22 protein-coding genes are annotated in these 25,609 nt (G+C 58.8%); 6 read left to right on the top strand and 16 right to left on the bottom strand.

What is annotated here, in order from left to right; all coding sequences use genetic code 11:
• Positions 1 to 104 precede the first annotated feature (104 nt).
• The 3 genes from ACN2TU_RS15755 to ACN2TU_RS15745 form a co-directional block, all read right to left on the bottom strand.
• The gene (locus ACN2TU_RS15755) at positions 105 to 1,643 is read right to left on the bottom strand and encodes a SagB family peptide dehydrogenase (protein ID WP_435156663.1); all 1,539 of its coding nucleotides are present in this window, start codon (positions 1,641 to 1,643) and stop codon (positions 105 to 107) included.
• 740 nt (positions 1,644 to 2,383) lie between these two features.
• Positions 2,384 to 3,154: an SDR family NAD(P)-dependent oxidoreductase gene (locus ACN2TU_RS15750; protein ID WP_435157051.1), complete on the bottom strand. Its 771-nt coding sequence runs from the start codon at positions 3,152 to 3,154 to the stop codon at positions 2,384 to 2,386.
• Positions 3,155 to 3,276: 122 nt separating this feature from the next.
• Positions 3,277 to 3,723 (bottom strand): universal stress protein, encoded by a 447-nt coding sequence (locus ACN2TU_RS15745; RefSeq protein WP_435156661.1) that lies wholly within the window; start codon positions 3,721 to 3,723, stop codon positions 3,277 to 3,279.
• Between the two features lie 169 nt (positions 3,724 to 3,892).
• Here ACN2TU_RS15745 and ACN2TU_RS15740 point away from each other — a divergent pair, with 169 nt between their 5' ends.
• Positions 3,893 to 5,290, top strand: coding sequence for a GntP family permease (locus ACN2TU_RS15740; RefSeq protein WP_435156660.1), 1,398 nt, complete (start codon positions 3,893 to 3,895; stop codon positions 5,288 to 5,290).
• A 250-nt stretch (positions 5,291 to 5,540) separates the two neighbouring features.
• Positions 5,541 to 6,152, top strand: a complete 612-nt coding sequence (locus ACN2TU_RS15735; RefSeq protein ID WP_435156658.1) for a hypothetical protein — start codon at positions 5,541 to 5,543, stop codon at positions 6,150 to 6,152.
• 230 nt (positions 6,153 to 6,382) lie between these two features.
• Here ACN2TU_RS15735 and ACN2TU_RS15730 read toward each other — a convergent pair whose 3' ends face one another.
• A complete protein-coding gene (locus ACN2TU_RS15730; RefSeq protein WP_435156656.1) occupies positions 6,383 to 6,517 on the bottom strand; it encodes a hypothetical protein in 135 nt (44 codons plus the stop codon).
• Between the two features lie 123 nt (positions 6,518 to 6,640).
• Positions 6,641 to 7,228 (bottom strand): DUF8170 family protein, encoded by a 588-nt coding sequence (locus tag ACN2TU_RS15725; protein WP_435156654.1) that lies wholly within the window; start codon positions 7,226 to 7,228, stop codon positions 6,641 to 6,643.
• A gap of 140 nt (positions 7,229 to 7,368) precedes the next feature.
• Here ACN2TU_RS15725 and ACN2TU_RS15720 point away from each other — a divergent pair, with 140 nt between their 5' ends.
• A complete protein-coding gene (locus tag ACN2TU_RS15720) occupies positions 7,369 to 7,791 on the top strand; it encodes an ArsR family transcriptional regulator (protein WP_435156652.1) in 423 nt (140 codons plus the stop codon).
• Between the two features lie 82 nt (positions 7,792 to 7,873).
• On the opposite strand, the gene ACN2TU_RS15715 is transcribed toward ACN2TU_RS15720, so the two are convergent.
• On the bottom strand, positions 7,874 to 9,373 hold the full coding sequence (locus tag ACN2TU_RS15715; RefSeq protein WP_435156650.1) for a cobyric acid synthase: 1,500 nt from the start codon (positions 9,371 to 9,373) through the stop codon (positions 7,874 to 7,876).
• Complete coding sequence (locus ACN2TU_RS15710) at positions 9,373 to 10,074, bottom strand: cob(I)yrinic acid a,c-diamide adenosyltransferase (protein ID WP_435156648.1); 702 nt, start codon at positions 10,072 to 10,074, stop codon at positions 9,373 to 9,375. Before ACN2TU_RS15710 ends, ACN2TU_RS15715 begins: the two co-directional genes overlap by 1 nt.
• 363 nt (positions 10,075 to 10,437) lie before the next feature.
• Here ACN2TU_RS15710 and ACN2TU_RS15705 point away from each other — a divergent pair, with 363 nt between their 5' ends.
• Positions 10,438 to 10,584: a hypothetical protein gene (locus ACN2TU_RS15705; protein WP_435156647.1), complete on the top strand. Its 147-nt coding sequence runs from the start codon at positions 10,438 to 10,440 to the stop codon at positions 10,582 to 10,584.
• On the opposite strand, the gene ACN2TU_RS15700 is transcribed toward ACN2TU_RS15705, so the two are convergent.
• The 9 genes from ACN2TU_RS15700 to ACN2TU_RS15660 form a co-directional block, all read right to left on the bottom strand.
• Positions 10,585 to 11,721, bottom strand: a complete 1,137-nt coding sequence (locus ACN2TU_RS15700; RefSeq protein ID WP_435156646.1) for a CobW family GTP-binding protein — start codon at positions 11,719 to 11,721, stop codon at positions 10,585 to 10,587. It abuts the gene before it with no gap.
• Positions 11,722 to 11,944: 223 nt separating this feature from the next.
• On the bottom strand, positions 11,945 to 14,044 hold the full coding sequence (locus tag ACN2TU_RS15695) for a collagen binding domain-containing protein (RefSeq protein WP_435156645.1): 2,100 nt from the start codon (positions 14,042 to 14,044) through the stop codon (positions 11,945 to 11,947).
• 128 nt (positions 14,045 to 14,172) lie between these two features.
• Positions 14,173 to 15,354: an AGE family epimerase/isomerase gene (locus tag ACN2TU_RS15690; protein ID WP_435156643.1), complete on the bottom strand. Its 1,182-nt coding sequence runs from the start codon at positions 15,352 to 15,354 to the stop codon at positions 14,173 to 14,175.
• Positions 15,355 to 15,428: 74 nt separating this feature from the next.
• On the bottom strand, positions 15,429 to 16,739 hold the full coding sequence (locus ACN2TU_RS15685; RefSeq protein WP_435156642.1) for a glucoamylase: 1,311 nt from the start codon (positions 16,737 to 16,739) through the stop codon (positions 15,429 to 15,431).
• Between the two features lie 39 nt (positions 16,740 to 16,778).
• Entirely contained in the window at positions 16,779 to 17,930 is a 1,152-nt protein-coding gene (locus ACN2TU_RS15680) for an ABC transporter ATP-binding protein (RefSeq protein ID WP_435156641.1), read from the bottom strand.
• A gap of 111 nt (positions 17,931 to 18,041) precedes the next feature.
• Positions 18,042 to 19,193, bottom strand: a complete 1,152-nt coding sequence (locus ACN2TU_RS15675) for an ABC transporter ATP-binding protein (protein ID WP_435156640.1) — start codon at positions 19,191 to 19,193, stop codon at positions 18,042 to 18,044.
• Positions 19,194 to 19,196: 3 nt separating this feature from the next.
• Positions 19,197 to 20,096 (bottom strand): carbohydrate ABC transporter permease, encoded by a 900-nt coding sequence (locus tag ACN2TU_RS15670; protein ID WP_435156639.1) that lies wholly within the window; start codon positions 20,094 to 20,096, stop codon positions 19,197 to 19,199.
• Positions 20,097 to 20,098: 2 nt separating this feature from the next.
• Complete coding sequence (locus ACN2TU_RS15665; protein ID WP_435156638.1) at positions 20,099 to 21,004, bottom strand: carbohydrate ABC transporter permease; 906 nt, start codon at positions 21,002 to 21,004, stop codon at positions 20,099 to 20,101.
• Positions 21,005 to 21,046: 42 nt separating this feature from the next.
• Positions 21,047 to 22,384 carry an ABC transporter substrate-binding protein gene (locus ACN2TU_RS15660; protein WP_435156637.1) on the bottom strand — a complete coding sequence of 446 codons (1,338 nt, stop codon included), beginning with the start codon at positions 22,382 to 22,384 and terminating at the stop codon, positions 21,047 to 21,049.
• A gap of 160 nt (positions 22,385 to 22,544) precedes the next feature.
• Between ACN2TU_RS15660 and ACN2TU_RS15655 the strand changes: the two genes are divergently transcribed.
• Complete coding sequence (locus ACN2TU_RS15655; protein ID WP_435157050.1) at positions 22,545 to 23,645, top strand: TrmB family transcriptional regulator; 1,101 nt, start codon at positions 22,545 to 22,547, stop codon at positions 23,643 to 23,645.
• Entirely contained in the window at positions 23,645 to 25,519 is a 1,875-nt protein-coding gene (locus ACN2TU_RS15650; protein ID WP_435156636.1) for an MGH1-like glycoside hydrolase domain-containing protein, read from the top strand. The genes ACN2TU_RS15655 and ACN2TU_RS15650 overlap by 1 nt, the downstream gene beginning before the upstream one ends.
• The last annotated feature ends 90 nt before the right edge of the window (positions 25,520 to 25,609 follow it).

The following is a 25,609-nucleotide window of genomic DNA, read 5'->3' as shown; positions in this document are numbered from 1 at the left end:
GTCGGCGACCGATTTCTATCGTTTCGACCGTCTTTTTTCATCTCTTCGGTAGCGAGGAAGCCCCGCCGTTTACCGCGGGGAGGATGTCACTATAGACAGCCGCACTACCGAGCCGATTTGCCGAGCGCGAACAGCGTCATCGGCGTTTGATTCGCCGCTCGCGGCGAGAAGTACTCGGTCACGAGGTCATCGTAGAAAGTAAACCCGCGACCACCGAGCGCACGGTGTGCGTAGGTCGCAAGATACAGCCGCCCCAATCCGATTCCACCCTCCAGTTGAGCCACCCGATACCCACGATTTCCGACCGCCTCGACGATGGCATCGATATCCGCCATCAGATACACGTTCGCTGCGGCGTCGCCAACCACCGGTTGGTCGAGCGCGAGGTGACCCGCGGTTCGACGGTCGGTCTCACCCAGCCGTTCGAGAACGTTCGCGTTCGGATGGTACTGATAGGCCCCACTCGGAATGCCGTCAACAGCGTGGACGAGACAGTAACAATCGACCAGTCCATCGATAGTCTCGGCAGCGAAACAGTCAGTGGGCATTCCACGAAGCGCCCGGTCGAGAATCGTCGCGAACTGCTGCGAACTAATCGAATCGTGGCTGTACTCTCGGAGCGACCCGCGACGTTCGATAGTAGACCACACGGGGCGACCCGACGCCGTCTCTCGATCGACCGGATCGAGCGAGACCATCTCAGCGTCACTCGAATCGTGGCGACCGAAGGCACGTTCGGACGAGACATGAAACCGCTCGCGCCACGCCTTCGCTTCCTCGCCGTCCGCCAGCCTACTCTGTCGCCACGCGTCGGGCACCAGCGAGTACTCGACGGGATTCTGTGACAGCGGTGCCTCCTCAGGGTCGATAGTCTCGACGGGGAGGGGGTCTGGAGTCGGGTCACCGCTTCCGACAGGAACGAGTTCGAGCGGGGCTTCCTCTGCGGGGTCGATGCCGAGCAGTCGAGCGACAGGGTCGTCCGCGAATCCGGTGACAACCATCGCCTGGTGGTCGTTCCCGTGGGCGACTGCCAACAGGTTGGCGAGAACGGTGCCTGAGTCCCAGAACGCGTGCCGGTAGGTTCGCTCACGGTATTTCCACGCGTTGCGCCACCACTCGGAAGTGGCGACGAACGTCACCGGGGCATCCGACACCGCCTGTTGGTTGCCCGTCGCGCGGGCGAGCACACCACGATAATCGCCGTCTCGGAGTACGTCGAACGACCCAGTATCGGGGTCGAAGTGAAAGACGCCGGGGTCGAGTCCGTCGATGTCACCCGTGACGGCGTAGAGGTCGATGTGGTAGAGTTTACCCGTGCATGAGGCCGCGCGAAACCGCATCCGTCGGCCCTGAATCTCCAGTTCCTTCGTGATTCCCGTCGCGTAGTGACACAGGGTATGAATGGCCTGAGCATCGAGCGAGGATGGGTCATTTCCAGCACGCGGGGCGGCGTTCGAAGTAGCGATCGCCGCCAACGCTGGTTCGTCGGGCGAGCGTGTCGCCTCCGGTAGCGAACGCCGCGGAAGGTTCTCGTAGACCTTGTACGGGCGGGGCTTGTTCGCTTGGTTCAGCGAAAAGGAATCGCTGCGGATGCGCTCCGGGGAGTGGTTCGTCCGCTCGTGATATTCGCGTGCATCGACCATTGACAACTCGTACGGGAGTTATGAAGATTGCAGGCGCTAAAACCTCGCCCTTTCGGGCGGGGATACAGCACCGTCTTTTGGTTTCAAACACTGAAATCGGAAGGTTTGAGTGCCCACACTGTGTTTCTGTGATTGTCGATTCGATAGTACCCTATCGGGTTTGACAGTCCGACAACTGGCAGTTGACTGGGTGTTTGCCGCATCAAAAAGTAAGCCCACGGATACCAAACCGACAGAAAATAGCCAAGTAACTCCAAGTCCTTTGCGGGATAGGAGTACCGGGGGCGTGGCACTCCCTTCAACACGTCGGGTTGTAAACGTAAGTTCCCAAACCAGCGTAATCGGGCGTGGGAAGCCCCGTCGTTTACGACGGGGAAGATGTCACTCACAAACAGTTTGTGTCGATTTCGGCCGAACATCCGTCCGAATCGATGATTCGTAGTTGCCCTGTTGTACCGTTCAATGGTATAATTGGCGTATGAGATACTCACCAAAAAGAGTGACAGATCGAGAAAAGGCACCGGAGACGGTTCAATTCCACCTATAAGTTTAGACAACAGTAAATCTGACCTACTTACCTATGAAGAGTGAATTGGCTAGAATCCAGCTGTCTTACTGCTCCATGTACTGCCCACAGGAAGTAAATCAGCTTGACCAAGCGAATTCGAGAAGCTGACTTCGCTGCCGTCGCCCGTTCTACTCCGACTTGGCGAATATTCTAAATCGGGAATCGGGTGCGATTAGGATTTGCTACCCCAACCGAACGAGAGCCAACCCCCGTCCGGATGGAGGATTTCGCCGGTCATGAAATGCTCCCTCTCCGCGAGGAACGCCGCGCAGTTCGCGACTTCCTCAGGGGTTCCGAACCGGCCGAGCGGGGTTCGGTCAATGACATCCTGTTCGTCAAAGCCGATCTGATCCTGTGCATCGTCGACCATGTCAGTCCGAATGTAGCCTGGTGAGATGGCGTTGACCTGGATGTCGTGTTCGGCCCATTCGACGGCCAAACAGCGGGTGAGGTTGTTGACCCCACCCTTCGACGTGTTATAGGGAGTTCGTCCGGTCTGGCCCTGTTCGCCCATCATACTGGAGACATTGATGATGCTCCCGCCGGTGCCCTGTTCGATCATCCGCTGCCCGGCTAATTGTGCGCCGCTGAACGCGCCCGTAAGGTTGACGTCTATGACTTGTTGCCAGTCGGAAAGCGACATGTCCTCCGCCGGGCCACGGATGTTGATACCCGCGTTGTTCACCCATACGTCGAGGGAACCGTACCGTTCGACGGTTTGGTCGACAAGCTCGCCGAGCGAGTCAGGATCCGTAACGTCGGCTTCGATGGGGATGACGGATTCGTTCCCGGTTTCGTCCGTGATTTCGTTCGCGGCCGTCGCCGCTCGATCCTCTGAGCGTGAGTTGATGACGACGTTCGCGCCGCGTGATGCGAACTCCCGTGCGATTGCGAAACCGATACCGCTACTCGAACCCGTTACTACGGCGGTCTGGTCGTGCAATGTACTGGTCACGGTTAGTGGCTACCGCGAGATGGTTTTATTTTTCCGGTTTTAGTTGCTATTTCTACAACAATATAGGAAAAATATGCGAGAATGTTGTAATAATCAGGAAATATAGGGCGTCATTCGGTAAGGACGGTGACGGGGTGATCGAAGTCGAGGATGACTTTCTGCGTGGCATCGCCGAAGAGGGCTTTTCCGGTTGGCGATCGCTGGCGTCCGGTGATGAAGACGTGGTCACAGTCGTACTCTTCAGCGGCATCGAGGATTTTCTCCGCCTTGTTGCCGAGGTATCCAGTCACTTGGTACGCGACGTCAAGTTCCGAGAGCACCTCGTCACCGATGTCGCGGGCGAACTGGGTCGCACCCTCCTCCGCCTCGCCTGCCGTGTAGTTCGCCGAACTACTCATGAGCGATTCCATCGCGTCCCGGCGAGCACCGTACTCCTGTTCGGTGGTGATGTGAGTCAATACCAGGTCAGCGTCCAACCCGTCGGCGATGATACCCGCTTCGTATAACAGTTCCTTTGCCGTTTCGGTCGGCTCGACGACGGCGAGTGCACGTTCCATGTGTAATGTGGGAAAACGTAAAATAATAAAACCAGCGTTCGTTTTTCGAAGCAAGAAGATAATACAATGTTTTCCATATATGGGATTCATTTGTGAATGTTCATTATTAAATTTCGCAATGTAATGGAAAATGTTTTCAATAGGTGTCAATGACATGGAGCCGCAAGCCATGGCAATTGAATTCGCACAGAGTCCGTTGTTGACTTTCGTAATCGGGCTCATCTTGGTCGTCCTCCTGTTAGTCGTCTGGGATCTCCCAGCGTTCGTCGGGCTAGCTATCTCCGCGTTCGGTGTCGGACTGCTCAACGCGATGTTTGTCGCTGACTTCACGTTCGGCGATGCGGCGACGAAAACGGCAGCGGCGTTCGGGGACGGGATGACGGGTATCGGTATCCCGATTCTGATGGCATCGGTTATCGGGAAGTCGATGCTCGAAAGCGGCTCCGCACAGCGTATCGTCCGGGCGTTTCAATCGGTCGTCGGAAAAGGGAACTCCGACATCGCTCTGTGGGGAAGCAGTACCATCCTCGCGATACCGGTGTTCTTCGACAGCGTGTTTTATCTCCTGGCACCGCTTGCACGTTCGATGCGTGCTCGCGTGGGCAAGAACTACGCGCTATACCTCATCGCCGTCGGTGCAGGTGCATCGGTAGCCCACGTGTTCATCCCACCGACACCGGGCCCGTTGGCGGTCTCCGATCAACTCGGAATCGCCAACCTCGGTCTGACCATTCTCATCGGTATCGTCGTCGCCATCCCCTCGGCAATTATGGGTGGGCTCGTGTACGGTCGCTGGATAAACAAGCGAATCACCATTCCACTTCGGGACGCGATGGGAACGACGACGGAAGAACTCGAAGAACGTGCAAACCGGGATAACAAGAACCTTCCCGGCGTTCTCGAATCTTCCATGCCGATTTTCCTCGCTATCGGGCTGGTCGCTTCGTACACGATAGTCGATACGTTCAAGGATCCGTATCCGATCCTCGCGGATTTGCAACCGGTGGTCGCTTTCATCGGGGACAAAAACGTCGCGCTGACAATCGCCGCCATCGCGGCGGCGTACACGTACCTCCGCTGGTCCGACCTCTCGCGGTCGCTCTGGGAAGAGGAACTCACCGAGGCACTGAAGAGTGGTGGAAACATCGCCGCCATCACCGCGATGGGTGGCGCGTTCGGGGCACTCCTGGCCGCGTCCGGAATCGGATCGTACATCGCGGATCATCTCCAGGGAATCGGTATCGGCCTGCTCGTGACTGCGTGGCTCATCGCCGCTATCGTTCGCGTCGCACAGGGTTCGGCGACGGCTGCGATGCTTACCGCTGCGGGGATCATGGCACCGCTGACCGGACAGTTATCGGTCAGCCCGGTATACATGGTGATGGCAATCGGAGCGGGCGGAAACATCTGTTCGTGGTACAATGACTCCGGTTTCTGGCTCGTCAAAGAGATCGGGGGGCTCACGCAAGCGGAGACGTTGAAGACGTGGACGATGCTGACGACGATCATCTCCATTACGGGCCTGGCAACGGTGCTCATACTCTCGTCACTGGTTCCGTTGACGTAGGTGATCCGTCAACTAGTGGAGTCCAATTTTTGTCCTCTCAACCGTCTTAAACACATTATTCTTGAGCGTTTCCCAAAGGCAATGTGAGAGACGTTTGGAAGCGAGCGACTGTCACCGTTGAACTAGATTTTATTTTCTTGGAAGGCAGCGACCCGCATCACCCCACTTCCGCCTATGAGGTTGTGTAGAAGTGTAAAAGAGATATTTCACTGTACACGAAGCTTATTGTCTAATAGATGTATTTCCTCACATGAAACGCCGAACCACACTACTCGGCCTCTTCTCTCTCTTCTCAGTCTCTGCTGGCTGTCTTGGAAACGCATCATCAGGTAACTCACCATTCCCAAAACGAGTTTCCGTACAACAGACCGATTCGGTTCCAGAACGGTATCCGGTTGAGTTAACTATCGACGTCGTTCAGGCGGAACTCACCAAAACACAAACTGCTCATCTGAAAGCGACAGCGAAAAACACAGGTGAAGCGACGAGGGAGTTCGAGCCAGCCTACTACAAAGGTGCAAGCTCACGAGCAGGTGATTCGGGCATCCTCCTGTATTCTCTGCGTGCCCCAGATAGTCCGCCAGCCGATTACGCGCCTGACTGCATCGGGTCAGACGGCAAATCAAAGGGACGGCTACTATGGTCACAGGAATACCCCGGGACAGAAACTCTCGAACTGGGCGAATCATCTAACGAGGAACTGATTGTTGTTGATGATCCCACCGTTCGCGGGTGTATTCCGACCGGGGAGTACAGATTTGAGACCCCGTACAACATCAGCGACGAAAACGGGTATGATGAGACGTTCACGTGGGGATTCACGCTCCGAGTTGATGACGTAAGTACAGAGCAAACGCAATGATGAGAGTAAGAAAAGAGAAAATTGGCGGCGGATACTCCACTACTTTCCAACATAGATCGACTGCTTCGGCGTAGATCGGCTTCAAGTTAAATAGAGAGCTTCTATCGTTCAGTCACGAATTGCGCATAGATTGATTCGGGGATCCCGGGGTAGAGTCACTTCCGCTTATAATTTAGGAGGAAGAAACTGGTTTAATGCTGATGAGAGTGTACATCCAACAGCGCACCGACTTATTCACCACGCAGTTCCCTGACGATGCCGACGACGAGATAGATGGGGACGAGATACGTGAGACCGGCGGCGATGAAGCTAGGAACGAGAAGCATCGGCTCGCCGGTGCCTGTGCTCGTTTGCAGGAAGATCATCGCAACGAATCACAGCGTCATCGCGCGAAAGAACTCCGTTTTGTGCATGGAGGGTGAGTGGACGTGGAGGCGACGCCTTCATATCCGTTTTGATACATCAGCCGTACATAGTGCGCTCCGCTCTCACTGCTCGCTGAGTTCCTCGCAGAGCGCGTCGGTCGCGTCGAGTAAATTGGCAGTAAGTTCGGCGTCGTCCGCGTCTGTCCTCCCGTCCCAAAAACCGACACGACCGAGTCGATTGAGCAGCTGAACGAAATGCGCGAACATGCCATCGAACGGTTCTTCGGTCGGGTCATCCAAATCGACGTACTCGCGCTTGAGTACGTGCATTTTTTCGCGGTATTCCTCGTGGTCGAGATAGCCCGCCTCCCATTCGTGGCCGCCGTCCGCGTGTTCGTAGACGCCGACGATGTAGTCCGCCCGATTGGCCAGCACTTTGAATTTCGTCGTCCAGAACTCCCAGGCTTCGGGCATATCGTCCATGAGGAACGCGTAGCCGTCCCGGTTGAGCCGATTTTTCACGGCAGTCAGTCGCTCCCGTTCGCGATTCCCGTAGCTGCCGAGGACGAAAAAGGTTCGATTACTCAGGAGGAATCGTTCGAGGTCGTTATCGAGTGCGCGAGTGATCCGTCGGTACTGGTCGCGAGAGAGCGTATCTTTTGCCGAGTAGCGTTTCGTCTCGTCGACGATGCTTCCCAGTTCAGGCCACATATCGGGCATTGTATCCACTACGATGGTCGCCTAATTGTATCCTCGGAAGTGTGCATTGTTCGTCTCTCACTCATCAAATCGATGATGTTGGTGGTGACCAACATCGTTATTACGAGAGCCACCGTACTAGCACATGAATCATGTCACACGGTGCTGGCGTCCAACCGAACGACAACTCGAATCATTTCGACGTGTTCGAGGTGTTCGACGTTATCACGCAACAGACGCGCAAAGACCTCATCACGGATATCGTCGGGCACCCAAAGGGAATGCCGAGCATGAAGGAACTCCAGTACATGAGCCCGGATATCGACCGCACGACGATTCTCGGGCATCTCCGAACGCTAGAGGACGCTAACGTCGTCGGCAGTGTAGCGTTTCCGGAAGGCCAGCGACCCGACGAAGGGCCTTACAAATTCTACTACATCACGGAGCAGGCGCGCGAACTGTTCGACAAAAACGGAATTTTCGACCCCGCAGTTCGACAACCGCTCTACGCGCAGGTCGAGAAACCCGAGGACGTACAATACGCCGAAGAACTCGCTCGGCCGCAGATACAGTAACACGTTCGTCTACAGTTACGCCAGAGATACGACAACATATAAGTAAATTATTATAAGATGACTTCGATGTACGGCGAGTTCCCTAGTCACTCAGTTCGTAATATTCGTCGAGTGATGAATGGCTGAGATACTCGTCTACGAGCCTCTTCGCTTTCTCGTATGGTGAGGGCGAATCCGTCGTTGCCGCTGGCGGTTGTTTCCCCGCATGTGAAAAGATGGTGCGACGAAAGGCCTGCCTCGCGATTTCGTTTTCGAACAGTCCGTGAAGATAGGTTCCGAGCACTCGGTCGGTGGCAACGCTTCCCTTACCGAGCGGTTTCTCGACCGGTTCTGTGGGTTGCGTCGAACCCATGTGAATTTCGTAGCCCGTTACGGTTCCAGTCGCCCCAGCGAGCGGGCCGACACCGTCGAGGTTGCGGACGGTTCGTTCGACCCGTTTTTCGGGTGAAAACGCCGTCGTCACCGGGAGAAGGCCAAAGCCATCGACGACATCGACAGCGTGAGTACTCTCGATTCCGGCGTTCTCGATTCGCTCGCCGAGCATCTGGAATCCTCCACAGAGACCAATCACGGGGCCGGTGAACGAATCGAGCGCTGAATCGAACCCTGCCGCCCGGAGTTCGAGGAGATCATCGACGGTATTTTTCGTCCCCGGGAGCACGACCGCGTCGGCTTGTTGAAGATCCGTATCGAGCGGAACATACACGACCCGGATGCTGGGTTCACGGGCCAAGGATTCGAGATCCGTCGCGTTCGAGATTCGTGGAAGTCGGGGGACGGCGACCGTTACCGACTCGTCCTCGGACACACCATCGTTACTGCCGATGACGGCACGGTCGCCCACGGCCGGCAGCGAAACGCTGTCCTCGGCTGGCAGTCCCGGGTCGGCGTGAGGAAGAACCCCAACGACGGGAACACCCGTCCGGGTCTCGATTTCGTCGATGCCTGCCTCGAGTATCGAAGCGTCGCCGCGGAACTTCGTCAGAGCGCTTCCGATCACTCGCTCCCGGATATCGTCGGGGAGCAGTTCGAGGGTGCCATAGAGGGCGGCAAACGCGCCACCGCGCTCGATATCGGCGAGGACGAGCACGTCCGCGTCAGCGAACCGGATGGTTTCGAGGTTGGCGAGGTCACGGTCGTGGAGGTTTATCTCCGCGATGGAGCCTGCCCCTTCCGCGATGATGACGTCGTGTTCGCTGGCGAGACGCTCGTACGCCCTCGCGGCCGCCTTCCGGGCACGTGCCCAGTGCTCGTCGTAGTAATCGCCCGCACTGAAGTGACCGACCGCCTTGCCGTCGATGATCAGCTGGGACTCGCCATCCCCCCGGGGTTTGAGTAAAACGGGGTTCATCGCCGTCGTCGGCGGGAGTCGAGCTGCTCGTGCCTGGATGTATTGCGAGACGCCGATCTCACCCCACTCACCGTCAGGGCGTACCGCGACCTGAGCGTTGTTGGACATGTTCTGTGCCTTGAACGGTGCGACATCGACGCCTCGATCCGCAAGTGCGCGACAGAATCCGGAGACGATAGTGCTCTTCCCGACGTGACTCGCTGTCCCCGCGACGAGCAGCGTTCGGGCCATTAGAACTCGGTTCCTTTTCGACCGCGTTGTCCTGCGTCGATCGGATGTTTCTCCTTTCTAACATTAGTAACGAGGTCGGCATGGTCGAGGAGGTACTCCGGTCTACTGTGGCTTCCGGTCATGACAAGTTCGAGGTGATCGGGTTTCTCCTCGACCAGGGCTACGACCTCCTCGGGGTCGATCAGTTCGTGATCGACCGCGTAGAGAATTTCGTCCAAGATGAGGAGATGCATGCCGTCCTCCGGGGGGCCATCCAACGAGAGCGCCTCGGTCAGGTCGGCATCTGCGGCAGCCTCGATGAGTTCTTCGGCTCGGTCGTATCCGGCCCGAGCCTCGGTTCGGTGTGAGTCTTCCGCGGAGCCGTCCCGCATCCCATGCCAGCCGTAGTGGCCGAGATTTTCGTAGGAAAACCCGGGCATCGCCTCGATGGCGTTGTACTCACCGCGAACCGCCTCGACGCTGTCAGCGCCGCCCTTCATGAACTGGAGCATATGCACCCGATAGCCGTGACCGGCCGCACGGAAACCCATACCCATAGCTGCCGTCGTTTTTCCCTTGCCGTTGCCCCACCACACCTGAACAAGCCCGAACTCCTCGGGGGCGTTCGGCTCAATTGGATGAGCACCCGGCTTCACGCCGCCGCCGGGAGTGTGTTTGCGAACCTGGTCCGGGTCGGTCGGAACGTCATCTGTTTCGTGCATGGTCAGTGATTGCGTGATTCGATGGAGTCTGCCACAGTCTCGGCGGGCGTGGTCAAATAGCCCTCGTCCGATTCACCAGCCAGAAACTCATCGGAACCACACCATGAAGAACAAGTATAGTTGCGTTAGATAAAAATCCATAGTGTTGGTGGAGACCGGCATTTGCAGTCTCACGCAGGGATTGACGGCAGGACGCCTTCTAACGCTCGTTACGCCAACGATGACCGGTTCGGCGTCCGGCTAGTCGTACTCGTTTCCCGTGACCACTTCGACCGGAACCGAAGTGACGTTCGGAGTTTCTGCGGCACAGAGCTGTAACAAGCTCACAAAGGATTATTGCCGTTCACCGCATTTCTGTGAACCATGTGTCAGTATTGTACCGCTCGTGAGGAGGGCTGGACGCAACTCCTCGTGTACGACGACGTGTACCAACGTGCGGTCGGTTCCCGCGGCGACGACGAGTACGGGTTCCACGAATCCTGGGACGACCTCCGCGACCAACTCGCCTAATTACCGTCGTGGAAACGGGCCATGCTCCGGGTTCCACGACGTTTCCTCCTCGTCCGGTTGGACGAGACAGCGGTCGAGTGTGGCCGAGACACGAGATTCGTCGATATCGGTGCCGATGAGAACGAGTCGCGTCCGCCGCTCGTCCGGGTTCCATTCGCCGAGCGACCCGCAACGAACCGACGGTCCGGCCTGATTCAGTCCCATCGCGTGGTCGTCCCAGCCAGCGATCCAACAGACGCCTTTCGTCCGGACGATAGTTCCGTCCCACTCGTCCAGCCACGCGTTCAACCGGTTCGGATGGAACGGGCGTTCTCGCTCGTAGACCATGGTTTCGATGCGGTCGGCGACCGATTCCGTCGAATTGTGTGCGTGTTCACCGTGGCCGTGATCGTCGTGCTTGTCGTGTTTATCTTCAGCACCACCACCGCCAGCCAACGCACGCTTCCATCCCGAAGAACGCCGTGCGTCGTCGAAATCGAAGCGTCCGGTTTCGAGGATCGTGTCCGCCGGAACGTCAGCATACGTCGTCCGAATCAGTTCGGCAGTCGGCTGGAGTTCCCTGACGAGGGCTGCGACCTCGTCGAGCGATTCGTCGGGGATGGCGTCACACTTGTTCAGCAAGAGAAGGTCACAAAACTCGACGGTTTCGACCAGCACGTCGGTCAACGGGCGCTGTTCGGCGGGTCGTCCGTCGCGTAACTGGCCGGTTTCCGTATCGAACGCGTTTGCAAAGCCGACGCTATCGACGACCGAAACCATCGTGTCCAATCGATAGTCGTCGCTCGGGTCGGGACGCTCGTCGTCCATCCCCAGGAGGGTTCGAGCGAGTGGAATCGGTTCGCTCACCCCCGACGCTTCGATCAGAAGACAGTCGAACGAACGACTGTCGTTCAATTGAACGAGCGTCGAACGGAGGTCGTCCTGAAGCTGACAGCAGAGACAGCCGTTCGAAAGGTCGACGATGTCGTCGTCCGCACCGCGTATCAATTCGGTATCGACGTTCACATCGCCCACGTCGTTGACGACGACCGCGACACGTCGGTCTCCGGGGTCGTCGAGAACGCGATTTATCAGCGTCGTTTTCCCGGCTCCGAGACAGCCCGTTACCACCGTAATCGGAATTCGTTCGTCCCCCATAGCTACGCCATCGGCCTGCGTCGTGATAGCAGTTGTCGGAAACGCAGTCCCGTTGCCTATGGAACGAACCGCGACTCGGTCACACGATGGTCGCTCGGCCAAACGCATCGAGCGCGTAGACGCGATACTCCGAGGGTACGAGAAATTCGATTGCGGCGAGTGGCACACCCATGGTACAGATTTCACGCGACACTTTTGAATGGGGCGGATACCCCAGTTCGACCTACTCCGTCGCCTGTTCGTCACCGACCAGCGATGAGACCGCCTCGATAACCGTCGTCGCGGTCTCGCGGGTCGCCCGGTTCGCGGCGAAGGCGGTCTCTTCGTATCGCTCGGTCACGTTTCGAATCGCGGCGAGTGCATCGTCCGAAAGGTTCGCGTCCCGGCACGCGTTATAGAACTCCCAGTGGGTGGCCGTCGGTGTCGCTATGTTCGCATCGAAGCGGTCGCGAGTCGCCGCGTACGCCATCTCGACCGCGGTTTCGAACTCACCAGCTTCGAGCGCCGACCGGGACGTTTCGAGGAGCGTCCGGGTCGCTGACGACGAAGAAACGGGTTCCGACCGGGTTGTCTCCGTTACTGCGTCGTTCGTCTCCGTCACGCCATCGTCGCCGACACGGAGGTTCGCGAGGAATCCCGACCGCCAGAGGAAGAATCCACCGAGCGTAATGAGACCGGCCAGACCGAAACTCGCAAGCCATCCCAGCGTGGTTTTGTCGAGCGGGCCGTCGTCGCCGACCGACAGTGCGAGCGCTGTCGAATCGCGTGCCGAGTCGACGTTCTTTCCCGTCCCATCGAACGCCGCCACGAACGTCGTGTTTCCGTTGTCGCTGAGCGTCGCCGGAAGGACGAGCGAGACGCGATACGTTCCGTTCGCGTCCGTCGTCGTGGATGCAATCTGCGACCCGTTAGCCCGAATCACCACGCGCTGGTTCGGAATCGGCGTTCCGTCCACGGTGCGCAACTGCCCAGAGAGATCAACGCTCCGAGGGCCATCGGACGACCCCGAAAGCGTGAGCGTCGTCGCGGACGACGAGACGGTGATGGGTGCGCTCGCGTTCACCGCGGTGAGTGCCCGATTTTCGAACGGAAACGCGACACGAACGACGCGGCCACCGGCAGGGACGCCCGCGGGGAGCGACGTATTGAACGAGAACGTTCCGTTGGTTGCCGTTCGTGTCGTTCCGACACGTGTCTGTCCGACGAAGATGGCGACCGGTACGTCGGCCGCCGTGACGTTCCCAGCACGAACCGCTCCCGAAACAGAGACCGTGTCGTTATATCGGGTATTGCCGGAGTGATTCGAAATCGTAACAGCGGATGAGACCTGACTCACGTTCGCATAGACGGTCGTGTTCGAACCGAGAAATACCGATTCGTTCACCGATCGGTACTCGACCCGGAACGACTGATTGCCGAGCGCGGCCACGGCAGGTCGGCCAACGAGCGAGAACGTGCCGTTCTCGCTCGTCCGCACCCGTTTCGAGCGATTTCCACCCAAGACGAGGTGGACGCTCCGATTCGCGACGCCGGTGCCGTTTTCGACCGTCAACCGACCGGTGACGCGGACGGGGTCGCGAAACGACACGTTCGTGCTTTGTATCGTCGCCGTTAGGTTCGTCGCAACGAACTCCGCGTCCCGTATCGTCGCCTGCTGTTCCGAGACGTTCCGTGTGACGTTTCGAACCGTCTCGATTTCGTTGTCCGTGCTGACGTTGGTGTTCTCTGAAAGCTGTTCGTAGTTCGACGTGAGGTTCCCGCTCGTCCGATTGATCTCGTTTTCGAGTCGTTCGAGTCGTCGTGCGAGTCGTCGCGCTTTCTTGTCGTTACCGTTCCGTTTCGCTCGCTGGTAGCGGTCGTGGAGGTCACGGTATCGCTGGACGCGCGAGACGAACGTCTCCTGATTTCGCTGTGCATTCTGGAGCGTTTTCGCCGTGCGGTCGTCTTGGGTTCCCGCGGTCTCCCCCGAGACTTCGACGTATTTGCTCAGCAGGTCGTTGTAGTCGTCCCCCAACATCGAGCGCGCTTTTTGATACTCGCCCTGTTCGAGTTGCACCATACTGCCACCGAGTCGTGACGAGAGTCGCCCAGCCAACCATCGTTCGAGTCCGGAGAGATCGCCCTCTGACTCGACGCTGTCCGGATTCTCGTGGTGTATCGTGGAGTTGTTTCGTGCAAACGGTGTCGTTTGCACGTCGTGCGTTCTGGATGAGAGACTCGGCTGTTCGTCAGCAGACGACAGCGCCACGACCTGTGCGGGCAGTATCGTCGCGACGAGGAGGATGGCGAGGAGACCAACGGCGGGCGGTGCGAACCGTGACACACATGTCACGTCTCAGTCGACTGTAAAAATAGCTTCTTTCTTGCATTCCCGGTACTTGTCAGTTATAGAAACGATGAAACAAGGTTCGCGTTTCACGCTCGATGAACGGGACGGAGGCCGTGCCAGCGCTACCGAACGACGCTCAATGCGACGTACGCGTTCGTGAGCGGGTGGTAGCCGGGTTCCACTTCGACGCCTCGATTCGGCCCATCGCGGTCGTGTGTGCGAGTTAGTCGTTCGTACCAGTTCCCGTCGTTCGGGTTGATGAAGTGCCGCGCCGCATACTCCCAGAGTCGGTCGTACCAGTCGAGATACTGCTCGTCCGTTTGCCCGAGTAGGGCCGCGGCCCCGATTGCCTCCGCGACTGCCCAACTGTACTTGTCCGCGACAACCGGGCGTCCATCTTCGTCAACGGTGTAGTAAAAGCCGCCGTGGTCGTCGTCCCACCCGTCTTCGATGGCGACGTCGAAGAGGTCTCGTGCGGTCGATAGCAGCCACGGTTCGGAACGGTATCTCGCCAGAATCGAGAGGAGTTTCGCCCATTCCAGGTGGTGCCCCGGCTGATACCCCCACGGACGGAACTGGTGTCGCGGGTCGTCCTCGTTGTACCCCATGTCGTGGTTCCAGTTCGCGTCGTAATGTTCCCATATTTTCCCCCCGGTCTCGGCTGCGAGCGTCTTGGCGAGTCCCTCGGCGATCGAGTACGCACGATCCAAATATCGCTCCTCGTCGGTGGCTTCGTAGGCCGCAAGGAACGCCTCACAGGTGTGCATGTTCGCGTTCTGGCCGCGATACGGGGTGACAGTGTCCCATCGGCCATCCGCACGGTCGGCGCACAGTCCGTGCTCCGGTTCCCAGAATCGCTGGTCGATAACGTCAGCCGCGCGTTCAAGTTCGTCGCTCGCCCCCGGAATTCCCGCTTCGAGTGCCCGCGCACTGGCGAGAATGACGAACGCATGCCCGTAGCAGAACCGAGTCGCGTCCGCGGTGTCCCGACCTTCGAGTAGCCAATCGTATCCCTCGTTTTCATCGTCCCAGTGGTGATTCGAGAGGAACGAAAGCCCGTGTTCCGCCGCCGTTCGACACCACACTGGCCCGTCGATGAGAGTGCCGACACTGAAGTTGTGAACCGCTCTCGCAGTCGCGACGAGGTGTTTCGACTGCCCGTCGTACACGAACCCGTCTCGCTCATCGAGTTGGGCGATGTAACCGCCGTATCGGATGTCGATACAGTCGGGATAGTAGAAATTCAACACGCGATGCATCTGCTGTCGGAGAACCCATGGGTCGCGATAGTTCGGTGTCGTCATCGTGGTCTGTTTTGTGCTGGTAGTCGGTCAAACGATACGCAGTCCTCGTGAGTGGTCATTCGGTGTCCTCCCGGTTACGCGCCCGCCGAATCACGAACGAGCAGCGCGGTCAGATACTCCGCGTGACACCATGCCAGCGGCATCGCGAACCGAACGACATCGCGGTCTTTCGTCTGTGCTTCCAAATCGCGGTACGCCGCCTTCATGTGGCCGAGTTCCTCGGCGACGAAGTCGAACGAGACGTCCCGCAACACCTCCTCGTCGAACTCCTTCTCGAAATCGACGCCGGTGTTCCACTCCTCCTCCATGAACGCCTCGAACCGTCGTTTGGTCGTCAGATGTTCGGGAATGTGGCCCCGTTCGTTTGCGTACTGAGCAATCGTCGCCAGAATCTCGTTTCCGTGGTCGTATTCGCCGTTTGCGAACCGATATTGCGCGTGCCACGCCGTGTACTGCATCCACGGTCCGTTTCCGCCGTGCTGGTGAACCTCGAAATCGCCGTAGAATCCCAAAAATCGCTGGACACCGCCGATTTCCGGGTCTTCGAGGGCGGTCGCACTCCGTCCGGCAGCCTCGTGAAGGTGGTCGCCGAACAGGTCGCCCAACTCGAAGTAGTACGGCGCGAAAAGCGTCACGTCCGGTCGCGTATCTATGTCGCCGGTCGGCGAGTATCGCCGTGGAACCTGCGCCGGACTCGTGAACGCGCGTCGGACACCACCTTCGAGATGTGTCCGGAACGATTCGACGGACGCTTCGATATCGTCCGTCCCCTCCGGGAGCAACGAGAGTGCCCGTCCAACCTGCCGGAGAGCGGCGACGAACACGCAGTTGACCCAGAGCGTGTAGCCCGACTCGATGCGTCCCTCGTGGATGCTCGTCGTACTCTCCACGAGGTGTGCGTTGGGGTCAAAGAGGTCGTCACGGACGTGCGTCACGGCGCGCTCCGTCGCGTCGATGATATCTTCTCGGAACTCGGCATCAGCGTCGCCGAGCGAATCGGTCTGGTCGAGTGCGAACACCGCGTGGGCGAGTACGCGAAGCCCGTGGCCGACGTTGTCCTCTTGGCGATAGATGCCGCTGTCGGTCCCATCGAGCGCGTATCGCTGTCGCCATCGACCGACCTCGTCCTGTGCGGCGAGGAGGAATCGGGCGGAATCGACGATGTGCTGTCGGCACTCGTTCGGTCGAATGTCCGCTTCGGTCGCGCCGAGCCACGCCTTCGTAATCGACGCGATGTCACGCGGATAGGCGTAGGGATAGCGGTCGTCGGGGTCGCTCGCGAGCGGTACCGCACCGTCACAGTCGGCGGGGTACACGAGGCTGTCGAGGACGTCGAGGTGGAACGTCGGGTCGTCGAGGGCGGTCATCGTCGAATCGTCGTTCATAGCTACGTTGTTTGAACTCATATAATGAGTAAAAAGTGGTCATTCTGAGACTGGTGGTCGTGTCTGTGCGGTCGGGTCGTCGGGACTTCCGTGCGTTTTCAGGGCCGTTCCGGTATCCGAATCGAAGAGGAAGACGTCCCGTGGTGAGACGGTCACGCCGACCGTCTCACCGGGGTTCGGATACGTGTCCGGCGGAACGCGCGCCATGAGGTCGCGGTCCCCCACCGAGAGGTGGACGAAGTTATCGTTGCCTTGGTACTCCGAGACGGTGACCGTCGCCGCGAACGTTCCGTCTTCGGGGTCGTCGGACAGTCGAACGTCCTCCGGGCGAAGACCGAGCGTCACCCGTTCGTCCGATATCAGTTCGGCCGCTTCGCGCGGGACGGACGCCAGTACCGTCCCATCGTACCGGAACTGCAGTTCGGTGGCGGTCACGTCCGTCGTCGTCTCGAACGTGTTCATCGACGGACTGCCGAGGAAGGTCGCGACGAACTCGTTTGCCGGGTGGTCGTACGCCACTTCGGGCGGGGCGACCTGTTGGAGTTCGCCGTCGTTCATCACGGCGATTCGGTCGGCCATGGTCATCGCTTCGGTTTGATCGTGCGTAACGTACACGGCCGTCACGCCGAGGTCCTTCTGGAGTTGCTGCAGTTCGGTCCGCATTCGCGCCCGGAGTTTGGCGTCGAGGTTGCTGAGCGGTTCGTCCAGCAAGAACACGTCGGGGTCGCGAACGATTGCTCGACCGAGCGCGACCCGTTGTTTCTGCCCACCGCTCATCTCGTCGGGCTTGTCGTCCAGCAATTCGGTAATGTCGAGCAGTTCCGCAATGTCGTCCACTTTCGCGTCTCGCTCCTGCTTGGACAAGTCCGTCGAGTGTTTCAGCCCGTAGGCCATGTTCTGGCGCGCGTTCATCTGCGTGTAGAGCGCGTAGCTCTGGAACACCATCGCGATCGACCGCTCGCTCGGTGCGAGCGATTGCACCTCGCGGTCGCCGATGGTGATGGTTCCGTCGGTCACCGTTTCGAGACCGGCCAACATCCGTAACGTCGTGGATTTGCCGCAGCCCGAGGGACCGACGAGGACGAGGAACTCGCCGTCTCGAATGTCGATGTTGAGCGAATCGACTGCGGTTTCGCGGCCCTGTGCGTCGTCGTAGATTTTCGAAAGATCGTTCAGTTCGAGTGTCGCCACGTCAGTCACCTCCAGCGTCGTCGGTCAGACGACCGAGAGACGCGTGTTTTTCGTTCAGAACGCCGTTCGCGGACGTTCGAGCGAACGCCGACGGGTCGTGGACTCGGCGTGTCATCGAATCGCCTCCCCACGGGCGTCGAAGGCGTGCAGTTCCGTTTCGTCGAACGCGACTTCGACCGTCTCCCCAGCGGAGACCGTTTGAGGAAGCGCGCGAACGCGGGCGATGAACGTCTCACCGTCGCGCGTGAGTTCCAGTTCGTATGCGTTACCGAGCGGTTCGATGACCGTCACGTCGCAAGTGATGGGGTCGGTCAATGCCGAGTCGCTCGGTCTCGAGACGTTCGCGACGTCCGCGGTCGTGGTTTCGTGTAAGTGAACGTCCTCGGGGCGAACGCCGAGTGTCGCCGTTTCGGATGGGAGCAGGGAATCGGCGGGCGACGAGCCACCACCCAGCAGTTGCTGAACGTGTTCGTCCGTCGATGCGTCGAAGAAGTTCATCGGCGGGTTGCCGATGAAACCAGCGACGAACTCGTTCGTCGGCTCCTTGTAAATCTCCTCGGGCGTACCGACCTGCTGGAGTTCGCCGTCGTTCATTACGGCGATGCGGTCGGCGACGCTCATCGCCTCCTCCTGGTCGTGCGTGACGTAGACGGTCGTCGTCCCGAGTTCCTGCTGGAGTTCGCGAATCTCGAAGCGCGTCTTCACGCGAAGCTGCGCGTCGAGGTTGGAAAGTGGTTCGTCCATCAGGAACGCCCGCGGTTCGCGGATGATGGTTCGACCAACAGCCACGCGTTGGCGCTGACCGCCGGACAGCTGGCCGGGTTTCTTGTCGAGCAAGTCCTGAATTTCGAGCAGTCGTGCGGTTCGCTCGACTTTCGATTCGACTTCCTCGTCCGAGAGGTCCATCTTCCTGAGCGGGAATTCGAGGTTTTCGCCGACCGTCTTGTGTGGATAGAGCGCGTAGCTCTGGAACACCATCGAGAGGCCGCGCTTCTGGGGTAGCATCCGAGTCACCTCGTCGTCGCCGATACCGATTCGGCCACCCGTCGGCGTCTCCAATCCGGCAATCATCCGCAACGTCGTGGATTTGCCACAGCCGGACGGCCCGAGCAGGACGAGGAACTCGCCCGGTTCGATGTCGAGCGACAGTCCGTCCACGGCCAGCACGTCGCCGTAGGATTTTTGCAGGTTGGTCAGCGAGATACCCGCCTTTTCGGTCTCGATGGCCGTGTCATCCGTCGTATCGAGTGTGTTTGACGACACGGATTATCCCTCCACCGAGCCGAAGGTGAGTCCTTCAACCATGTATTTCTCCAGATAGACGAACATGATGATGATGGGAATGCTCGTCAGCAGGGAGGCGGCCATGATCTGGCCCCATACCTGATGCAGGCCCGACGACAGCGCGTCGAGACCGATGGGGAGCGTGAAGTTCGCCTGACTCTGCAGGAAGATGCTCGCGAAGAGGTACTCGTTCCACGCGATCATGAACGTGTAGATGAACACCGCGACGATGGCGGGTGCGGACAGTGGCAACGTGATGCGGAAGATGACTTCCAGTCGCGAGTAGCCGTCCATCATCGCCGCCTCTTCGATTTCCGGCGGCACGCTCCGGAAGTAGTTGCCGAGCATGTACAGCGACACCGGAAGCGTCTGGACGAGGTACGTGATGACGAGACTGCCCAAGCTATCGACCAATCCCAGCCAGACGACGATTTGGAACAGCGGCACCACGAGCAGAATGCCCGAGAACATGTACACGAGCAACACCCCGCGTGAGAACAGCCCCCGGCCGGGATATTTCAGTCGGGCGAAGCTGTACGCGCCGAACGTGGCGACGATGACGGACAGCCCGCCGGTGACGGTCGCGATAATGAAGCTGTTTTTGAAGTACGTGACGAACGGGAACGTCTCCGGGCTGAAGACGGCCCGATAGTGTTTCAACGTCAGTTCCTGCGGGATGAACGACGGCGGGAGCGAGTAAATCGCGCTCTCCGGCATGAAACTCGTGACGACCATCCAGTAGAACGGGACGAGCGACACGACCAGCGTGAGCCCGACGGCCGCGTAGAACACGACGCGCTCCCACAGGCTGGTTTCGATACGACTCTGCCCGAAGGCACTCTTGAAGCCTTCAGTGACCGTGGTGAGGATTGTGTGTACCATTGTTACCACTCCAGAATCCAGCTCACGTACACGAGAACGAATCCCATGAGCGCGACGAACAGCACCATCGAAATGGCGGCTGCCTGCCCCTGTTTGTAGTTGGCGAACGCCGTCTGGTACGCGTACAGCGACAGCGTGTTCACCTTCCGCGTCAGGAGCCAGATGTCCGCGAACTTATTGAAGTTCCAGATCCACCTGAGCAAGAAGACGGTCGCGAGGACGTACTTCAACTCGGCCAAGGTGATATCCTTGAACTGCGCGATGCGTCCCGCGCCGTCGATTTTCGCGGCCTCGTACATATCGCTCGGAATCGCTTGCAGTCGAGCGATGATCATGAGGAACGCGAAGGGGAAGTACCGCCACGCGTCGAACGCGATGACCGCCCACAAGGCACTCCCCGTATCGTTGAGCAAGTCGAGGTTGCCGCTGTAGAGACCGAGAACGTCACTCAGGAGGAATGGAACCACGCCGTACAGCGGGTCGAGCAGCAACTGCCAGACGTATGCGACCGCGATGAGCGGTGCGACGTACGGCAGGAGCATGAGCCCGCGAACGAGGCGTCTACCCCGGAACTTCCGGTTGAACAGAATCGCGACGCCCAGCCCACCGAGCGTCGCCAGCAGGTCGCTGAAGAGCGTGAAGATGACGGTCGTCTTCAGTGCCGCCCAGAATTCGCCGCTCGACAGCAACGTCTCATAGTGCTGCAGGCCGACCCAGATAGGTGATTCCGTGGGTGACAACGGCACTTCGGTGAAGCTCAGGTAGACGTTGTACAGGACGGGATAGACGATAACGCCCGCGACCAGCAAGAGGGCTGGCGCGATGAGCAGGTAGCCGAGGATGGCTTCCTTCTGCTCGATGGTGTAATCACCGTCCAGCGCCCGCCCCGCTTTATTTGTCAAGCTCATAGACAGGATGTATGTATCACGGTTAGTATGGTGTCGAGTCGGTTACTCCTCGACGGCTTTCCGCATCTTCTCGGCTTGTTCCGTTGCAACCGTTTTCGCGTCTTCGCCGTCGGTCACGCGCGAAATCGCTTCCGCGACGAGGAGTTTGTTCGTGATGTTGCCGAGTTCCGGGAACGCTTTGCCGTCGAAGTAGCCGAACCGTTCGATGTTCTCGAAGGCAGCCGAAACGTCTTCGACGGTCGAATCCCACGCTTTCAGCGTCTCGTTCTGTTTGTACTTGTCACTGCTTGCCGTGTCCTTGAGAACCGGATTCATCCCACCCGGCGCCATGTGGAGCCATTTGACGTACTGCTCGTCTTTCAGCAGGTACTCGCTGAGTTTCTTGCCGGATTTCAGTGCGTCATCGGACGCCGACTGGAAGAGGTTGAGGCCGAGGATCTGTCCGAACGAACTCTTGCGTTTGTTTTCGACGTATGGAGCGAAGTTGGTGTCTTTCACCATGTCGGTGCTCTTCTCCACGATGTCACCCATGATGAACGTCGAATACTGGATGAGGTGGGACTGTTCGTTGAGATACGTGTTGTTCGCCGTCTTCCAGGTATCCTTGCCCGGTGGCGTGTACTGCGCGAGTTTGCCGTAGAAGTCGAGCGCCTCGACCATCGCCTTGCTGTCGAAGACGATCTTTCCGTTCTTGTCGAAGACGCGCGCACCGTTCGAGCGAGCGAACGGCGTGAAACACTGGCGGGCGAACGCCGTCTTTTTCGTGCCGATGACGATACCGTACTGGTTGCTATCGGGTTTGTGGAGGGTCTTCGCCGCGTTCAACAGTGCATCCCACGTCGTCGGCTTCTTCAGGCCGTTTTCCTGCCAGACGCTCTGTCGGTACCACATTCCTTCGACCCATCCGTACATGGGGACCGCGTAGTGGCCACCGTTGGGTGCTTTCATCAAGTTGAGCGCACCGCTGTAGAAGTTCTCCTTGCCGATGCTGTTGATGACCTCATCGGCCGCCTTCGTGGAGAGCAGGTCGTTGCTCCCGAGTTTCTGCATCGGCGAGAGACCGAACTCGGCGACGGTCGGGAGCGTTCCCGATGCGCGTGCCGATGAGATTCGGGTTGGGAGTTCGTCCTCCTTGACCGCGTTCATGGTGACTTTGCTCTCGCTATTGGACTCGAACGATGTGAGGAGGTCTTTGATGACCTTTTTGCGCTCGTTTTCGACGTTGCTCGTCCAGAATCGGAGTTCGGTCGGGCCGTCATCACCGCCGCCACCACTGATGCCGCCGAGACATCCAGCGAGTGACGCTGCGCCTGCCGTACCGCCCAGCGATTTCAGAATCGTCCGCCGCGTTTTGCCGTCGTGAAGGTGATCGCCTGCCATTGGGTAACTGACCTACTAAACCATGCAGAATAACAATATATAAATCTTACCCAGTCATTTGATACAGGTGTGAATATGAATTCCGAGGTGGAAAATGCAGCGAGTAGACAGGACAGCACTGTTATAGAGATACGTTGGTAAGATGGAACAAGAGACAGAGATGGACACTGACGAACTCCGAAACGGCCTTCGAGAGGCGGGTCTGTCATCCTATCAAATCGACGCGTACGTCGCGCTGCTGGACCTCGGGAGCGCGTCCGCGACGAACCTCGCCGAACAGGCGGATGTGCCCCGGTCACGGATTTACGACGTGCTTCGCGATTTGGAAGAAGAAGGGTACGTGGAGACGTACAAACAGGACTCGCTTCGAGTGCGGGCGAGTGAACCGTCAGCAGTGTTTCAGGAACTCCAATCGCGTGCAGAGACCCTCTCAGACACGGCAACTGAAATCAGAAATCGATGGCAGCAACCTGGCGTCGGGAGCCATCGTATCAGCGTCCTCAAACGAGTCGAAACCGTCGTCGAACGCGCGAAGGAAGCGATACGCGACACGACGAATCAGGTTCACATCTCGGTCACCCCCGAGCAGTACTACGAACTCGCGCCAGCCCTCCAAGCAGCCTACGAAAACGACGTGTTCGTGTCCGTTTCGTTCAACACGACGCACGAACACCCGACCGACCTCCCAACGGACGAGGAACTGAGCGGCGTCGTCACCGAAGCACGGCATCGCTATCTACCGGCACCCTTTTTGATCCTCGCCGACCGTGAAATGGCCTGTTTCGCCCCACACAGACAGCCCGTCCAGTACGGGGCGGTGTTCGAAGACGAGACGCTCGCATACGTCTTTCACTGGTATTTCCAGGCAGCATTGTGGGAATCGTGGCCCATCATCTTCACGAGTCACGACGACTCGCTTCCGGCTGAGTATGTGAACATTCGGCAGTGCATCCGCGACATCGCACCACTGCTTTCCGACGGGGCAACCATCCTCGCCACCGCTCGGGGTCGGGAAATCGGCCGAAAACAGACGCGGACGCTCTCCGGCGAAATCATGGACATCCTCTACGCGAACAGCGACCATACAGAACGGAACCAGACACCGTCGTTGTCCTCACTCGCAGGACAAGCAACCGTCGTCTTACGGACGGACGAGGGTGAGTTCGGAATCGGTGGCTGGGGTGCTGTCCTCGAAGATTTGGAAGCGGACCGAATCATCATCGAGTCGATTCGCTATCCGGACGACGGAGGTGCGGAGTAATGCTTCCCGAAGAGTGTGCACTCGCTATCGACGCTGGGCGCCAGATAATTGTCGATTCGCACGGCGACGTCTCACGGTCGGTTCCCGAAACCGGCATCGACGAATCCGACCATCGGTATTTCTCCGAACTCTCGTTCGACGTTGCGGCCGGTCACGACTGGGTCGTCCTCGGCCGCGAACACCGCGATAATGGCATCTCGACGATACTCGCAAGCCCGTCTCTCGGCACTGGACGAGGCGAGCAACGACGATGGACGTTCATCAAACGACTGGCAATTACGGAGACTGGTGTTAGGGCAATCGCTCGACTCACGAACAACACTCGGACCACGCGAAAAGTTCCCGTCTCGGTTACGCTGTCACCCGATTTTAAACACATCTTCGAGGTCGGAGCGTTCTTTTCGCCGCGTGACAGTCTTGACCGGTCACTGAGGGTTGAGGCCCAATCAGCCGGTTGCACGTTCGTCGGCACGCTCGCGGATGGGACGGAACGTCGCGTCACGGTTACGGGGGATTCCGACCTCGAACCGACCATCACCGAGGACACCGTCACCCTCTCCACCGAGGTGACCGTACCTCCCGCGTCTACTCAGGCCGTCGCCGTCGATATCGAACTTCCTGCCGGCCCTCGAACTACTTCGAACATCGATGTCGACATCGAGGAGCCACAGTACGCGACCCTTGTCGAGCGGGCACGACGAACCCTCGACTCGTTGATGCTCCCGTGCGGTGTTCCCGCAGCAGGAGCGCCGCGATTTCTCGCACCGTTTGGCCGCGATTCTTTCATCGTCAGCTATCAACTCCTATCGTTTGATTCGACCGTGGCGGAGCGAACGCTGCGCTTTTTAGCGGCCGAGCAGGGAGAACGGTTCGACAGTTCGACGCTCGAAGCCCCCGGTCGAATCATGCATGAAAAGCGCCATGGCGACCTTCCTGCCATCGGGAAGAGCGTTCGGTCACCCTACTATGGCACGGTCGATGCGACGCCGTTGTTTGCCGCGCTTTTCGCCGACACTGTACAACGGACAGGTAACGAGACGCTCCGGAGAGAGCTCTATCCACACGCAAAAGCGGCCATCGAGTGGACGCTCGATGAACTGGACGACGATGGCTACCTCTTCTATGATTCACACGACCATCCGCTCGGCCTCGCACACCTCGGTTGGAAGGATAGTGCGGAAGCGCTCGCCCACCCAGATGGGACACCGGCACAGGGTTCGATTGCGCTCGCCGAGGTGCAGGGCTATGTCTATCGTGCGGTCCGACGATTCGAACCACTCGCAACCGATGCCGGCGACAAGGCACTTGCTGATGACTGTCGACTTGCCGCCGAAACGCTCGCCGCCTCGTTCGAGGACGACTTCTGGCTTCCCGAGCAAGGATGTTACGCACTCGGACTCGACGACCGCGACGTCATTCGAAGTGTCGCCTCGAATCAGGGACACGCTATCTGGGCCGGCTTGGGGAGCGACGAACGAGTTGCTCGCGTCGCAGACCGACTGACCAACGACGATATGTTGACTTCGGCGGGGCTCCGAACCTTCGCGTCGTCACACGACGCTTACGACCCGCTCTCGTATCATCGCGGCAGTGTCTGGTCGCACGATACGAGTCTCGCCGCGTTGGGATTCGCGGAACGCGGTCATCGAGACACCGCGGAACTGCTCGCTTCGAGAGGGCTGTCGGCACTCGACAATGTCGTTCGGGCGGATTCCCCGGAACGACTCGGTTTTCCCGAACTCATGGTCGGATTCGACGACGAAGACGTCTCCCCCGGTGCCGTCCGCCATCCGGACGCGTGTATTCCGGCGGCGTGGAGTGCTGGCAGTGTGTTCGGATTCGTGCATGCGAGAACTCGCGGTGAGTCCGAATAGGTGGAGATCGCATCACGAACGCAAACACGAATCGAACGAAAGATGTCGGACAAGATTTCCACCACCTGCGATCTGAATCAGTAACCGATT

Source organism: Haladaptatus marinus, assembly GCF_051194195.1.
This window is presented reverse-complemented; position numbering and strand designations above follow the sequence as displayed.